This is a genomic window from Streptomyces jumonjinensis (assembly GCF_009600885.1).
GTDB lineage: Bacteria > Actinomycetota > Actinomycetes > Streptomycetales > Streptomycetaceae > Streptomyces > Streptomyces jumonjinensis.
Window position 1 is genome coordinate 57,481 of record NZ_VCLA01000145.1, and the last position, 14,861, is coordinate 72,341.

Annotated in this window: 9 protein-coding genes and 2 pseudogenes; 6 read left to right on the forward strand and 5 right to left on the reverse strand. The window is 68.6% G+C overall.

The window, feature by feature from the left end; all coding sequences use genetic code 11:
• Positions 1–173: 173 nt before the first annotated feature.
• From FF041_RS17720 to FF041_RS17730, 3 genes are all read right to left on the reverse strand, one after another.
• Positions 174–1,505, reverse strand: coding sequence for a glutaminase (locus tag FF041_RS17720; RefSeq protein ID WP_153523709.1), 1,332 nt, complete (start codon positions 1,503–1,505; stop codon positions 174–176).
• Between the two features lie 281 nt (positions 1,506–1,786).
• Entirely contained in the window at positions 1,787–2,236 is a 450-nt protein-coding gene (locus tag FF041_RS17725; protein WP_153523710.1) for a VOC family protein, read from the reverse strand.
• 893 nt (positions 2,237–3,129) lie between these two features.
• A complete protein-coding gene (locus FF041_RS17730) occupies positions 3,130–3,990 on the reverse strand; it encodes a helix-turn-helix domain-containing protein (protein WP_153523711.1) in 861 nt (286 codons plus the stop codon).
• A gap of 119 nt (positions 3,991–4,109) precedes the next feature.
• Between FF041_RS17730 and FF041_RS17735 the strand changes: the two genes are divergently transcribed.
• Positions 4,110–5,309 (forward strand): MFS transporter, encoded by a 1,200-nt coding sequence (locus FF041_RS17735; RefSeq protein WP_153523712.1) that lies wholly within the window; start codon positions 4,110–4,112, stop codon positions 5,307–5,309.
• Positions 5,310–5,524: 215 nt separating this feature from the next.
• Here FF041_RS17735 and FF041_RS17740 read toward each other — a convergent pair whose 3' ends face one another.
• Positions 5,525–6,091: a hypothetical protein gene (locus FF041_RS17740; RefSeq protein ID WP_153523713.1), complete on the reverse strand. Its 567-nt coding sequence runs from the start codon at positions 6,089–6,091 to the stop codon at positions 5,525–5,527.
• Between the two features lie 704 nt (positions 6,092–6,795).
• Here FF041_RS17740 and FF041_RS37960 point away from each other — a divergent pair.
• The 4 genes and pseudogenes from FF041_RS37960 to FF041_RS39085 all read left to right on the forward strand — a co-directional run.
• A pseudogene (locus tag FF041_RS37960) lies at positions 6,796–6,915 on the forward strand (IS481 family transposase); the annotation flags it as partial.
• A gap of 725 nt (positions 6,916–7,640) precedes the next feature.
• Positions 7,641–11,162, forward strand: a complete 3,522-nt coding sequence (locus FF041_RS17745; protein WP_153523714.1) for a phage tail protein — start codon at positions 7,641–7,643, stop codon at positions 11,160–11,162.
• A gap of 54 nt (positions 11,163–11,216) precedes the next feature.
• Positions 11,217–11,789, forward strand: a complete 573-nt coding sequence (locus FF041_RS17750) for an SUKH-4 family immunity protein (RefSeq protein WP_194292068.1) — start codon at positions 11,217–11,219, stop codon at positions 11,787–11,789.
• A gap of 82 nt (positions 11,790–11,871) precedes the next feature.
• On the forward strand, positions 11,872–12,180 hold the full coding sequence (locus FF041_RS39085; protein ID WP_228388309.1) for a hypothetical protein: 309 nt from the start codon (positions 11,872–11,874) through the stop codon (positions 12,178–12,180).
• A gap of 190 nt (positions 12,181–12,370) precedes the next feature.
• Here the strand turns inward: FF041_RS39085 and FF041_RS40555 are convergent.
• A pseudogene (locus FF041_RS40555) lies at positions 12,371–12,664 on the reverse strand (transposase family protein); the annotation flags it as partial.
• 197 nt (positions 12,665–12,861) lie between these two features.
• Here FF041_RS40555 and FF041_RS17760 point away from each other — a divergent pair.
• Entirely contained in the window at positions 12,862–13,929 is a 1,068-nt protein-coding gene (locus FF041_RS17760) for an LLM class flavin-dependent oxidoreductase (RefSeq protein WP_153523717.1), read from the forward strand.
• Positions 13,930–14,861 lie beyond the last annotated feature (932 nt).

A 14,861-nucleotide genomic window follows, 5' to 3' on the forward strand; every position in this document is an offset into this window, starting at 1 on the left:
GTTTCGAGGGTAGGAACCGCCGTTGAAGCCACACCTGATGATGAGGGTGATGCGGCAGAGGCGCGATCGACCGAGGCGCCCGTGCCGGTCCCGCCGCCCGCTGAGCATGCGGCCTGCCGCCCGGACCTGGCGGAGTGCGTCGCGCCCGTGCCGGCCGAAGAGGCAGTCACCGTTCATGCGTCAAGTCTTCCCTTGTTCGGACGGCTCCCGCGCTGGGCCACCGTGTGCGGCCGCATCACGGCTTGTTCCACATCGCCTACGACGGTGACCCGGCCACCATCGCCGGGATCGGGATCGGGAATGATCGATTCCGGGTCCACGAGGTAGACCTCGTGACCATCCAGCGTGAGCCGACGCACGACCTCCAGCAACATGCGCCGTGCCACGTCATCGATCGAATAGACCATCGTGAGGTCCAGAGCCACCCTGACTTCCGCGGGGGCGGTGTTCACGACTTCCCGGACAACTCTCTCGGCTCCGGCGAAAGCGATCCCGCCTTGCAGTTGGAGGACCCGGACCGCATTCCGGCCGCTGCCGACGACATGGCTGGACCGCACGATGGCACGCGCAGCGGCCGGGACCTCCATCACATGCAGACCCATATCGGAGGAGAACCTCCCGAACAGTGACACTCCGCGGACGCTGTTCCCGTGGGAGTCCAGTCGTGGTGAGAATGTGGCGATGCCGATCTGACCGGGGAGCGCGCCGATCAGGCCCCCGGCCACGCCACTCTTCGCCGGAATGCCGACCTGGGTCGCCCAGTCACCGGCCGCGTCATACATTCCGCAGGTGGACATGACGCTCAGCACCTGACGCACCACCGGTTCGCGAATCACCCGCTCGCCCGAGAGAGGATTCACGCCGCGATTGGCCAACGTCGCGGCCATCATGGCCAGATCTCGCGCGGTGACGAGCACAGAGCACTGGCGGATGTAGCCCTCGACGACGGCCCTGGGATCCCCGGTGAGGATGCCGTAGCCGCGGAGCATGTACGCGATGGCGAGATTGCGGTGCGCGTGCTCCATCTCCGACACGCACACCGCCTCGTCCACCCTCAGCCCACGACCGGCGAACGCCGAAAGGCCGCGGACCACGCGCTCCACGCGTTCCGCAGGATTCATGTCCTCCTGGCCGGCCAGCGAGTGGGCGGTGATCGCACCGGCGTTGATCATGGGATTGAAAGGGCGCCCGGTATCACTTTCGAGGGAGATCTGGTTGAACGCCTCTCCCGATGGCTCGACACCGACTCGTGCGAGCACAGGGCCGAAGCCGCGATCGGCCAGCGCCAGCGCGTACGCGAACGGCTTGGAGATCGACTGGATCGTGAACTCGGTGTCGATGTCACCGGCACCGTAGACCTCGCCGTCAACGGTGGCGAAGACCGCACCGAGGCGCTCCGGGTCCGCTGCCGCAAGCTCGGGGATGTAGTCCGCCGGCTCTCCGGACGTGTCCGACTCGACCTCTCCGAGGGCCTCGGCCAGATAGTCGGGAATGACCGACCTCATGAGTCCTCCTCCGTACCTCTGCCCGCCCCCATCGTCCGCCTTGGCTGCCCTCTCGGCGGCTGAACCCGCCCCCGGTACGTCACCGGCCCGCACACGGCCGCTCGTACTCCTTCGTCCCTGCCCTGGAGCCGGGGCCCTGTCCTGGACCGGCATCCCGGACGTGGTCCGCCCTGGAGTGGGCGGTCCGCCGGTTGAGCCGGTCGGCCGGACCTGCGGCGATCCGGTGGTGCGGCCGGCGAAACCGCCCCGCGTCCACAGCCTCAAGGGGCGGGGGCACCCGGTCATCCGGAGGCGGGTGGGTCGGCGAAGATGCCATGGGTGAGGCCGGTGGCCTGGCCGACCTCAATGAGATATCCGTCGGGGTCGCGCATGTAGCAGCGGAGTTCGGCCTTGCGGTCGATGGGCGGGGTGAGGAACTCGGCGCCTTTCTCACTCCACAGCTGATGGCAGGCATTGATGTCGGCCACCCGGATGTTGAGGAAGCTGGTGGCGGTGCTCGGGTCGGTGGGCGGATGCAGGGATACATCGGGCTTGTCCGGTGTGGGACCGCCGCCGGGATTCATGATGATCCAGCCGTTGGCGAGTCTGACGATGCACGGATTCTCGGCGAGCACCACCGTGCCGCCGAGCACATCGCTGTAGAACGCTCGCGAGCGGGGCACATCGGCCACGGTGAGGAAGTGGGTGAGCAGCAGCCCGGTGTCCGGGGCCGGGAGATCGTCCTGAAGCATGTCAGCCTCCTGTCGTTCAGGTGCCCGGTACGGATGGCCGGTGCCCGTTCCGCGCTTCGTGCCGGCTTCCGGACCGGGCTTTCGCTGCTGTGCTGCCGCGACCGGGATGAGGCGGCTCTCGCTGCCGGAGTGGCCGGTGCCGGACGCCCGGCCTACGGTGCCGGAGGAAGGCGGGTCGCTGCGAGGAGGCTGGGCTCACCGGGAATCCGACACGGTCACTCCACAAAGTAGCCAACTGGCTACCAACAGGATAGGTGGGGTGAGGTGATTCCGCCCGTCGCCGTGATCAGCGGCGGAGTAGGTATCTGTACCGTCTCCTGCGGCGAGTGGGAACACCAGGGAGGCCGGTCTCGGGGCATCACGGAAACCGCCTCTCAGGGCACCGGCACCCTGCCAGCAGCACATGCCCTGATCAGGTGAAACGTGGATCTCACGACACGGCATGGAACCAGGCGGCATGACCACTCATGCTCTTGTCGTACGGAGGTCTCGGGTTCGGGTTGAACGGCCTGGTTGGAGACTCCCGGGCTCTTGCCGACGGCTCTGGACAGGCAGCTATGGTGTGTCCTTTACGGCGGTTGCTGGAGACCTACAGGCAGGGGTAACTGCCGCCCGAGCCATGCACTGGTGTTCGCCTGGTGTGGCGGTTGGGGGGAGGATCGCCGTGCCGTTCACCGTCAACGACCAGGTTCACCCATGCTGATGACCGTTCCGGCGAGGGTGTGGGCCGCGGCTGGTGCCATACCGCTCTCCATCAACCTGCCCGTGATGAGGGACCGCCTCATCCGTCGCAGCCGGGTGTCCGGTCCCACCGGTGGGGCGACAGGTTCGTGCGTGCTGTGGTCTGTGCTCTACGGCGGTCCTGGCTCCACGGCGGTCCTGGTGCGTCACGGCTACCGGGTCGCGTACGAGGCCGGTACGTTCAGCAACGCGCGGGTGCGTGCCCCGTCGGGGTCGTCGCGCAGCTCGTAGATCTCCAGGCGCTGGTCGGGGCGGTCCGACTGGGCCCAGAGCTGGAAGTCGACGGTGATGCGGCCGGCGCCTGGGTGGATCATGTGCTTGGTCCCGGCGACGCATTCGCCGACGCGCCCCGAAGACCACAACCCGGCGAAAACGTCGTCGTGCACGCACAGTTCGCCGACCATGCTGGTCAGGGTCTCGTCGTCCGGATACTTTCCGCTGATCAGTCGCAGATAGGCGACGTAGTCGGCTGCCTCCTGGTCCCAGTTCCGGTACAGGGCGCGGACCTGCGGGTCGAGGAAGAGCAACCGTGGCAGGGAGGGGCGGGTGCCGGGATGGTCGGGGGCGTCGGAGGGCAGGTGCGGGGCGACCAAGGCGTGGCCCAGGGCGTTCCAGGCCAGGATGTCGTTGCGGCGGCCGAGGATGGCGGCGGGCCGCGCGGCGACCAGGGCGAGCAGCGCCCGCGCGTTCGGGCTGGCGGTCTCCGTGCCGCTGCCCGTGGTGGTGGCCGTGCGTCTGGCGCGCGCCAGGTCGAGCAGATGCTCCGCCTCGGTGACGGAGAGCTGTAGCGCCCTGGCGAGCGCGAGGAGGACCTCGTCGGAGGCATTGCGGCTGTGGCCCTGTTCCAGGCGGGTGTAGTACGTGACGCTGACCCCGGCCAGCTGGGCCACCTCTTCGCGGCGCAGGCCGGGGACCCGTCGGCGTACCCCGAACCCGTTCAGAGGGGTGGACTCCGGCACCAGTACGGCGCGCTTGGCCCGGAGGAAGACGGCTAGATCACCCGGATGGTTCATGCGTCAACCATAGGTCGGTGGGCGTGACCGCGACCATATCCCTGGGAGTGCCACCCTCCCCAAGGAGCGCAAGAGCCGGGATCTGGTAGCTGACCTGAGCACCTTCCACGATCGTGGGTATGCCTCTACCGATCATCGCTCTTGCCCTCACCGCCTTCGCCCTGGGGACGGCCGAACTGGTCCCCAATGGTCTGCTGCCCCTCATCAGTGAGGATCTCGGGGTGTCGGTGTCCCGGGCGGGCTGGGTGACCACGAGCTTCGCACTCGGTGCGACGATCGGCGGCCCACTCGTCGCGGCAGCCACGATGCGCCTGCCCCGCAAGCCCTCGGCGATCGGCCTCACCCTGGCCTTCCTGGTCGCCAACGTCATCACCGCGACCACCGGCTCGTTGCTGGTGGTGTCCGTCTCCCGGGCGTTCGCCGGGGCGATGCTGGGCGGGTTCCTCGGGATCGCGATCACGATCGCCGGCGCTCTGGTCGCGCCGGACCGGCGTGCCATGGCCATCGCCGTGGTGTTCACCGGCTTCACCGTGTCCAATGTGATCGGTGTCCCCATTGGAAATCTCGTGGGGCGTGCCGCAGGGTGGGAGTCGGCCTTCTGGGTCGTGTCCGCCCTGGCACTCGTCGGCGCCGTCGCCATGTGGCTGGTGCTGCCCGGCGTAGTGGGCGCCGAGGACACGAAGGAGGACCGCGGGTTCGGCGTCCTGCGCGGCGGAGTCCTGTGGGGGGCCTTCCTCGCCATTGCCCTCAGCTACGGCGGACTCTTCGTCGTCTATACCTACATCGCCCCCTACCTGACATCCGTGACCGGCGTTACGGCGCGATCCGTCACCTGGCTGCTGCTGTTGTTCGGTGTGGGCCTGATCGTCGGCAACGCACTCGGCGGTCGCTACGCGGACCGGTCGGTGACCCGCACCGTGATCGTCATCCTCGGCCTGCTGATCGTCTCCCTGCTGCTTCTGTGGGCCCTGGGCTCCGCCGTGGTCGCTGTCATCGTTCTGCTGGTGCTCCTCGGCGGCGCCGGCTTCGGCATGGTGCCCCCGTTGCAGTCCTATGTCCTGCACCTGGCCGGTACGGCGTCCGTCCTGGTCTCCGCGCTGGCGGCCGCATCGTTCAACGCCGGTGTAGCGCTCGGCTCCGCGGTCGGCGGGATCGTCCTGACCCGGACCTCCGATTACCCGCTGCTGGCCCTGGCCGGTGCCCTGATGACGTTGCTCGGACTGATCGTCTTCCTTCTCACCCGCCGCCATCACACCGCCCACCGATCCGCGACGGGAGACTTCTCCACCTCGGTGCTTGCCACACACTGTGGTCAGTAGCGTTGCCAACTGGATCGCCCGGCTCGGCTACGGTGTGTGCTTTACGGCTGCCGGAGACGTTCTCGGGGTCGGCAACCGCCGTTGGACACCTAGCCGGTGCCCCCGCGACCAGCAGCTCTGCCGCAGTGGCAACGATAGGAGGGCAGTTCGGGATCCTTTGGTACCGTCCCGCCCTCAGGCGCCGCCGGACGCTGTCGATTTCCGGCGCTCCGGCATCAGCGCAGTGAGGCGAGGAGCCCGATCTCCGGTGCCAGCGCTCCGGGCTGTCCGAGGGCGTGGAAGTCTGCCTCGACCGCTGCCAGGTCGAGGACGCCGGCACGCACGGCGTGGTACCGGACGATCGACCACAGGAAGATGTCGAGGTTGTCGAACTGCGTACCGGCCTCGATGACCTCCTCCTCGTGGAACCACACCGCGACCCGGCCGCTGGTGAGCACGGCGTAGTAGTTGCCTCCTCCGTCGGCGCCGATGGACCACACATCGTCGTCGGACAGCTCCGTCTCATAGCCGGAGTCGAGGATCCGGCAGTCGTTGGCCTTGAAGCCGAAGGCGTACGACCAGTCGTATATGTCGAGACACTGCGGCAAGGATCCTGAGCGGACCCTGCGGTCGAAGCCGGCCAACGCGGTCGCGGCGTCGGGTGGGAGCTTGGCGAGGAACGGTTCGACCGGGCGGGTCGACGCCGGGATGTCGACCCGTGGCTCGTCGGGAAACCAGCGTGCCAGGTCGTTGTGCAGATCCCGATCCACGTACCCGGTCAATTGATCAACGGTGAGAGGCATGAGGTGAGGTTAAGGGGTATCCCGTAAATGACCTTCGGGTCGTGCTCGGGCAGCCGCCGTCGTTGTCGAAGCGACGCATGTGGTCCAGTGCGGGTACGTGGGAGGTAGCCATGACGGAGGGTCGGTGAGTCCGGCGCGAGCAACGCCGGCAAGCCGTTCGGTCGCTACGGTGTGTCCTTTACGGCGCTTGCTGGAGACCTACCGCCGTTGAGTACACACGGTGGTGGCCGGTGGAATGCAGGGTAGGGCTCGATACAGGATCGAGCGCCTGAATACCGGCTGCATGATTGCGGGACGCCGGGCAGTGCTTCGGTTCCCCGCCGGGCCGGGATCCGGCCGGGCACGGCGGGGACTGACCGCCGCCATGCTCTTTCCGTTGCCGTGCGCGGCTGGTTCATCGGTCGTGGCACGCACGGCTCGCAGGAGGGGATTGCACCGCTCCCCGGCCCTCCCCATCGCAGACGGTGCGCATACCAACATCACCCACGCCCTCAAGCCCCACACCGTAGTCGGTACAGCGGGGAGTGGCACTTCCGGCCCTGAGCGGTCTTCTCGTGTCGATGGCACCGACCCGCGTGGCGGGAGCCGGTGCTATCTCGTGCACTGTCAGTGCAGGACGTGGACATGGGTGCAAGGTGTCAGAGCGGGGCGCGTTCGGGACCCTCCCCGTTGGGCTCGGGCCCCCGACCGGATTGCCGCCCGCCGACGAGACCGCCGGCACCTGCGCGGCATTCCTGGCCAGGGCCACCGCCTGGTTCGCCGGCCTGGGCATCACGGTCGGACGAACGCTGACCGACAACGCCTGGGTCTGCACCAGGAACACCCGGCCCCACGACCTCGTCCTGGGCGAGGAACCGGGCGGCCTCCCACATGAGCGTCTCCCGGCCCGGAGCCATGCCCTCCAGTGCCTCCGCCGGCTCAGCGGCCCGCCCGGTGTCCCGGATTCCTTGGTGATGTGACATGAGTGGGAGGGCTGCTGCCGAACGCCTGTTTCCGCTGCTGGGGTATCTGCTCGTGGGACCGTCGTGGACATCGGGGGACGTTTTGGTGTCGGAGTGGCGACGCGGCGGTCACGCTCTCACTGCCAGCCTCCTGTGACGCGTGTCCGCTCGGGTGCCGGGCTGTCCGCGGCGCCGCGAGGTATGGGGCGCGAGAGGAGGTCGGGTCGGTGGTGTCGCCGAAGTCGCCTGTGCCGACGCCGCGGCGTTCGGAGCGGGGGACGGTTGTCTCCGGGGGCCGGGGGGAGTTATCGGGCCGCCCGGTGCGTGTGTCGGGTGCGCCGGTGTCCAACGCCGCTGTGGCGGCGTCGCTGTCCGGCTCGCCGGGGACCGGCCAGCCTGCGCGCCCGGCGGGGCGGCCGCCGGGCGGGGCGCAGTCCCGGGTGGGGAATGGGGCGGTTGCGGAGGCGTTGGGGCGGGAGCCGGATGCGGTGGGTTCGGCGGCGGGGAGGGTGGGGTCCGGTCGCCCGTCTGCCGGATCGGGCGGTGGGAAGACGCTGCGTCGTCCGGGTCCGCATGCGGATCCGAAGTTTGTGGCGTTGAAGGGGGACGTGGGGCGGAAGAAGCGGGCGGTGGCGTCGTCGCATCCGCCGGCGCGGGTGGAGGCGGGGGCGGCGCAGGCGGCTGCGGTGCCGCCGAAGGACGATGCCGAGGCGCAGGGCAAGACGGTCAACGCGGAGCGGATGAACGAGGCCGAGCCCGGGACGTTCGACAAGGTGGCGTTCGTCGCGGCGGTGGAGAAGGCGATCGCGGAGCGGGCGCCGAAGAATCTGGACCAGGCGGACGGGTTCGCGGACTCGGGCAAGGCCGACGAGGTGAAGGCCGAGGTCCAGGGCAAGGTCGGGGAAGGCAAGGAGGCCAGCGCGGGGGAGATCACCGGCACGACCGCGGCGCCGCCGGACACGTCGGCGGCGGTGGTGAAGGAGGTCACCCCGCTGGCCGCCGACCGCCCGCCGGGCGCCCCGGCCGCACCGGATGCGGCCTCGGCGGTCCCGGACCGGCTGCCCCCGTCCGCCACGGACCTCTCGGCCGGCCCGGCACGCGTCAACCGTGACATGGCTGCGGCGCGGGTCACGGAGACCCAGCTCCGCAAGGGCAACGAGCCCGCGTTCACCAGCGCGCTGGGCCACAAGAAGAAGGCGGAGCAGCACTCGGCCACCGCGCCGGGCCGGATGCGGCGGCACGAGGCGGGTGAGCTGGGCGCGGCGACCGCGCAGGCCGGTGCTGTCGGTGCCGAGGCGATGGCGGGGATGGCCGGTGCGCGGGTGACCACCGGTCAGCGGGTCGGTACGGGCAAGACCGGTGCCAAGGGGCGCGACGAGGAACAGCGCGCTCAGGTCACGGCCCGTCTGCAGACGGTGTTCGACGGGATGAAGAAGGATGTCGAGGCGATTCTGACCGGTCTCGACACCAAGGTGGACGAGCAGTTCACCCGGGAGGAGAAAGCGGCGCGGGACGCTCTCACCGCCGAGCATCAGCGGGAGATGAAGGCGTACAAGAAGCGCCGCTATGGCGGGTGGGACGGCTGGGCGCGCTGGGGCAGGGATCTGTTCAAGGGGCTGCCGGCGGAGGCGGACAAGATCTTCGATACCGCCCGTCGGAACTACATCCGGCGCATGAAGGAGGTCATCGCCGGGATCGCGGACCTGATCGCCGCCGAGCTGGGCCGGGCGAAGAAGCGGATCAAGGAGGGCCGTACCGAGCTCCAGACGGAGGTGGTGCGTCTGCCGGTGGGGCTGCGGGCGATCGGCCGTCAGGCAGCAGCCGAGTTCGAGGGCAGGTTCGAGGAACTGGCCCAGTCGGTGAACGACAAGGGCACCGAACTGGTCGACACCCTCGCCGCCAGGTACACCGACGCGCTGAAGGCCGTGGACAGCGAGATCGCGGCGGAGAAGGAGAAGAACAGGGGCCTGGTCGACAAGGCCAGGGAAGCCGTCACCGGCGCCATCAACACCATCAACGAACTCCGCAAGCTGCTGATGGGGGTGCTGGCGAAGGCCGGCACCGCGATCGTGCTGATCCTCAAGGACCCGATCGGCTTCCTGCGCAATCTGGTCACCGGGGTCGGCGCCGGGCTGAAACTGTTCCTCAAGAACATCAGGACCCATCTCCAGCAGGGCATCATGGGCTGGCTGCTGGGCCAGGCCACCGCCGCCGGCCTCCAGCTCCCCGCGAAGTTCGACACCCGCGGCGTGTTCACCCTGCTGGCCTCCCTCCTGGGGCTGTCCTGGGCGAACATCCGCGCCCGCCTCACCCGTCGCGTCCCCGAGGAGGCCGTGGCCGCCGCGGAGACCGCGCTTCCGGTCGTCGCCGACCTCCGCCGCCGCGGCGCCACCGCCCTCTGGGACGACGTCCGCAACAAGGTCGGCGACCTGCGCAAGACCCTCCTCGACAAGGTCATCGCCTACGCCACCCCCACCATCGTCACCGCGGGGATCATGTGGATCCTCTCCCTCCTCAACCCCGCCTCCGCGTTCGTCCGCGCGATGAAACTCATCATCGACGTCATCACCTTCGTCGTCACCCGCGCCCGCCAAATCATCGACTTCGTCAACGCCGTCCTCGACTCGGTCATCGCCATCGCCCGCGGCGCCACCGGAGCCGTCCCCGCCCTCATCGAACGCGCCCTCGCCCGCGCCATCCCCGTCCTCCTCGCCTTCCTCGCCGCCCTCATCGGCATCGGAGGCGTCACAGGCCGCATCCGCCAGATCGTCCAGGCCATGTCCCGGCCCGTCAACCGCCTCATCGACCAGGCCATCGACCGTATCGCCGCACTCGTCCGACGGCTCGGCGCCGGGAGGAGAGGCCCCCGGCGGCCCGGTGCCGCTGCCCCGGGCAGGGCCCCGGGCCGGATACCCGGTGGCAGGCCGGAGAGGGGCCGGCGCGGTCCGTCCCGGGGGCCCCGTCGCCCCGCCCGGTGGCGTTCCGGCGGTCGCCCGGATCGCTCCGGAACCTCCGCGAAGCGGGGGCCCGGCAGCAGGAAGGACGGACAGGACGAGCAGAAGCACAAGGAGAGGCTTGCGGCCCGGGTGGCGATGGACGCCCGGCGCGCGCTCGGTCGGGGTGTTGCGCCCGGTGAGGTCAAGGGGGTGCTGTCCCGGACGCTCGCCAAGTGGCGCTCCCGGGGCGCCAGAAAGCTCTACCTCGTCCCGCACGGCGGCAACGCCTTCAAGGTCCGTGCCGAGGTCAACCCGGCCTGGGCGAGCCCGGCCATCGCATGGAGCCTCCCGCAGACCCCGCAGCCGCAGGCCCAGCCGCTCACCTTCAGCCAGGTGGTCAATCCCACCTCGGCCCGTGGGGCGTTGTCCATCGACAACAAGCAGGGTGTCGTGGTGCAGCGCGTCAGCATCGGTCCGGGACAACAGCTGCTGGCGGAGATCGGCGCATACCGCCGTCCCCATGCCGAGGAAATCGTCGTTCTCTACTTCTGGAAGTACATCAAGTCGATCCTTGCGAACAAGGCTCAGTCCCAGGAACAGGCCGCCACGGCTCAGCAGGCGAAGAAGGCCAAGAAGGGCCGGCCCCAAATCAGTATGGAAATCGACGTGAGCATGAGCTGCTGCCTCAACTGCGCTCGCTTCGTGGTCTCCTTCAAGGAGTTCCTTGAAGAGGAGGGGTTCGATGTCACAGCGCTGCTCAGATTCGGTTCCCTCTACGGCGGTGGCCAGGTGCACCAGTATCCGACCGTCATCCCGCAGGAGAGCTTGGACATGGATCGGGAACTCTTCGAACTGTTCATGAAGAAGGGATGGTTCGGGGACGCGGTGAGACAGGTGACGCCCGAGCAGATCGACAACCAGGAGAGATTCATTCTGCGTCGGTGGGGAGAATCGGACAGGGTTTCCCTGGAGGAAGCCAAGGAAGGTGATCCCTGGTATAGGCTGAAGCGGAGCCACGAGCATGGTCATGTGGGCCTGTCCATACTCCGACGGGCCGGGGTCGAGGTCGCCGTGCTGACCGAAGCGGATGTGACCGACGTTCCCGAAGAGGCAGGTAAAAAGAAGAAGTTCAAGAAATCGATGAAGGTCCTGAAAGAAGCCATCGAGAAAGTCAATGCAAAGTTGAACCCATAGGGCCGGGAACGGGCTGATACGGGCACCGGAGCCCGGCTGTGAGGGATGCGGAACATGATGGATCGGGAACGAATCGAATCCGTGTTCTCTGTATTGAGTTCCGGTTCGACGATGTCAGCAGCGGATGGCCTTCGGGGGCTGGTGACGGACGAGACGGCGGCAAGAATGATCACGGAGGTGGGGATCCCGGACCAGGTCGGTGGTCATGTGCTGCTGTCGGACTTCAGTGATGGGCCGGTCACGGTCAAGGAAGACATCGGCCCCCTGAAGGAATCCGATCAGATCGTGGAGAACTTCGTCTCACTCGGCACAACCGGCACAGACGGGGAAGGGCTCCTGCTGCTGGACGGGCGGACTGGAGAGGTACTCGTCTGGGAGCAGGAACGGCTTTCCCGGGTGACACCCCGTCTCGACGTCTTCGTTTACTTCCTGACGCTTATTCAGGAACAGATCAACACGGCAGAGGACGAAATGTGGGACACGGACGGGGAGGAGGTGCGGGAGGCATTCGAGGCGATCTGGGCGGGCTTCCAGAGCATCGACGAGCCGACGGTCCGGGAGTCGGGGGAGTACTGGCGACGCATGATGGAGGACTCCTTCCACTCGATGGGCTTCCACGACGGCTGACCCTCGGGGCGGGACGCATCCAGCCACCCGTCGGGGAGCCCGCGCCCCGCCCCAGTGCCCCTCGCGTGCGAGAGCGCATGATTTGGGCGGCCTGGACCGCGCCAGGAAAGTCCGGCTCCAGCTCGTCAACGGTCAGCGCCTTGACGACCCGCAGTTCACGCCGACCATGCCCGCGGCTGCGGGCCGCATGGCGGGCGGCGACCCGGCTCCAGGGCAGCGGGTGCAGCGCCGTGAACAGGGACGGCTGGTTGTTCTTGACCATCAGCAGGTAGTGCGTCTGCTTGTCCGGGGTGAGGAAGCGGATGTGCTCGCGCTGGGTGTGCAGCGCGTCGGCGGTGACGGCGATCCCGGTCAGGTCGAAGGGGGGCGAGCGGCCGGGCGAAGCCCGTGATCTCGTTGGTCTTGTCCGGCACCGGCAGCTGACTGATCGTCTGCCCGTCGCCGGTCATCGCGGTCGGCAGATGTGCGGACGGGACACGGCTGTTGCGGGAGCCGCGGGCGCTCTTGCCGTCCGCTGCGACTGTGGTGGCCCCGGACGGATCGCCACCGGCCAAGTCGGCCGGTCCATCTGGGCAGACCCGCTCCAGCGCCCGGCGGATGGTCGCGGCACTGGGCGCGATACGCACCGTGAAGGCACCGGCGACCCGGGTACCCAGCCGGGCCGGGGTGGTCTGCGGGGCCGCAGCGGCCCATTGCCCGATCGCCGTGTCTGAGCGGGCGTCGGCCACTATCGCGGACGCCGCGATCAGCACCGCACTCACGAACGGATGACGTACTCCCCGTCTACGGCGCGGGTCCGGCAACCTGACCAGCCGCTCCGTCAGCGACATGCCCGCCACCCGGTGCGGCGGCAGGGTCTTGGCGGGACACGGCATGGCGGCTGACGGCACATCGAAGCTCCGTTGCAGGCAGACGACTTGGGAAGGTCATCTGCAGCGACGGGGTTTCGTTGCGTCGGGCACGGCCACTCCGCCCTGCGACGCTACAAGATAACGCGCTCCCGCAACGGCCCTGTGCCGGGACCTGCCATGCTGAGCAGGTTCGATTCGATTCTCACACCTTGGAGTTTTTGATGCGTGCAGGCGTCGTTGTCGCCGCGCAGCCCGGTGTGGAGGACCTCGCCGTGCGGGCCGAGGAGTTGGGCTTGCACAGCTTCTGGGTCAACGACACCCCAATGGTCCACGGCGACCCCTTCGTCGCCTTGAGCCTGTGTGCGAAGGCCACCAGCCGCATCAGGCTCGGCATCGGCGTGACCTCACCGGCGCTGCGCTCGGCCCCGGCTGCCGCGAGCGGGCTCGCCAGCCTCAACGCCCTGGCGCCGGGCCGGATCATCTGCGGAGTCGGCACCGGAAACACCGCCCGGCGCACCCTGGGCATGCGGCCGACCACGGCGGCCAGGCTGGAGAACTTCACCGTCGCACTGCAGGACCTGTGTGCCGGACGTTCGACCGAGTACCGCGAAGGCGACCGGGTCCGCGACATCCGGTTCCTGCACGCCGGGGCGCATGTGAACACCGCCGATCCGATCGAGTTCGTCGTGGCCGCGCTGCTCGGACCGAAGGCCGCCGCCGTCGCCGGCCGCCGTGGCACCGGCCTCATCTCCTACGGCCTGCTGGACCCCACCGCCTGGCACGCGCTGCACGACACCCGCCGCCACGCCGCCCAGGGCACACCCCGCGCCCCCGGCTCCCACACGGGCTCCCGGGCGGACTCCTACGCGGTCACCTCGCTCCACCTACTCGACGAGGACGAGGACCCCCACGGCGACGCGGCCCGGGACGCGACGGGCCACCTCGTCCTGTCGCTGCTGGCCTTCGCCGCCGACACACCCGCCTTCGCCGAGCAACTCGGCCCCGAGGAAGGCGAGGCGGTGCGGCGGTTCCTCGACCGGCGCGGCACCACCGCCACCGCGTCGGACCGGCACACCAAGCTCTACCCCAACTACCTCGGACGCATCGCACCGCAGGACCGGGACCTGGTTCTGCCCTCGCTGATGAACACCCTGGCCCTGGTCGGCACCCGCGACGACCTCCTCGCCCGTATCACCACCCTGGAACAGGCCGGCGTCGACGAACTCCTCATCCAGCCGGTGATCGACCCGCCCACCGAGATGGCCCTGCTCGCGAAACTCCTCACCTGAGCCGACCCGCCTTCCGCACGGCCTTGACCTGCACACCCACAAGATCACCAAGACCTTGCGATCGCCCTGGGTCAGCCTCTGTCCGGCGGTGGCGTGTACGAGGGAGCACTGCTGCTCAAACGGTGCCTTGATGGGCGGCAGCCCGTCGCATGGGCATGGTCGCAACGAGCACGTGTCCATCCTGCACGCTCGCTAGGCCCAGCAGGCCGATATCTGGAAGCAGCGATATACATGACACGTGCCGACATGGCGGAAGCCGTCCGCGCTCTCACTGCGCTAGGCTCCAGCTCTTCGCGCCACCCGAGTGGTTCTAGCGAATCGCGCACCGGCCCCGGCCGGGGGGTGCTGGCGGGGATTGCCGCTGTCTAGTCCCGCCTTGGTGCTCAACTCAGCCCTCGTCATCGAAGACGTCGCTGTCTGCTGACACCCGGTGGACATTGACACCCCGGCTCGGCAGTGGGCAGCTCCGATCCTGTCGTGCAGCCGGGTGAACAGGTCGAGGCGGATGAGCAGATCCGTTCCTGTGACCGTCGGCAGAGGGCTTGCTCTATAGCAGTTTTTGGACAAATGGCGAAGAGTGGGCGCGCAGAGGGGAATCTGGTCGGTTAGATGATCAACAGGAGCCGCATGTGCTAGTGCATCTCCGACTCTGGTCACTGGTGTGTCCTTTACGGCGGTTGCTGGAGTCGTTTCGGGGTGAGGAACCGCCGTTGAAGCCATACTGCGGGGACATCCGGTTCGACGCCCCCGGGCTCTGGTCGGCAGGCTCAGCCCGAAGCCGAATTCCGGTCTGTCAGGTCGACAAGTTGGGGCAGGGGGATCCTCCGTCCGCGGTCCTGGCGCCGTCCGGGTAGGGCAAGCCGGCCGCAGGGGCGCACCCCATCACGGTGGCCCGTGCCGCCAGTCCGTTTGCTCCGTCCGGTCATCCGCCG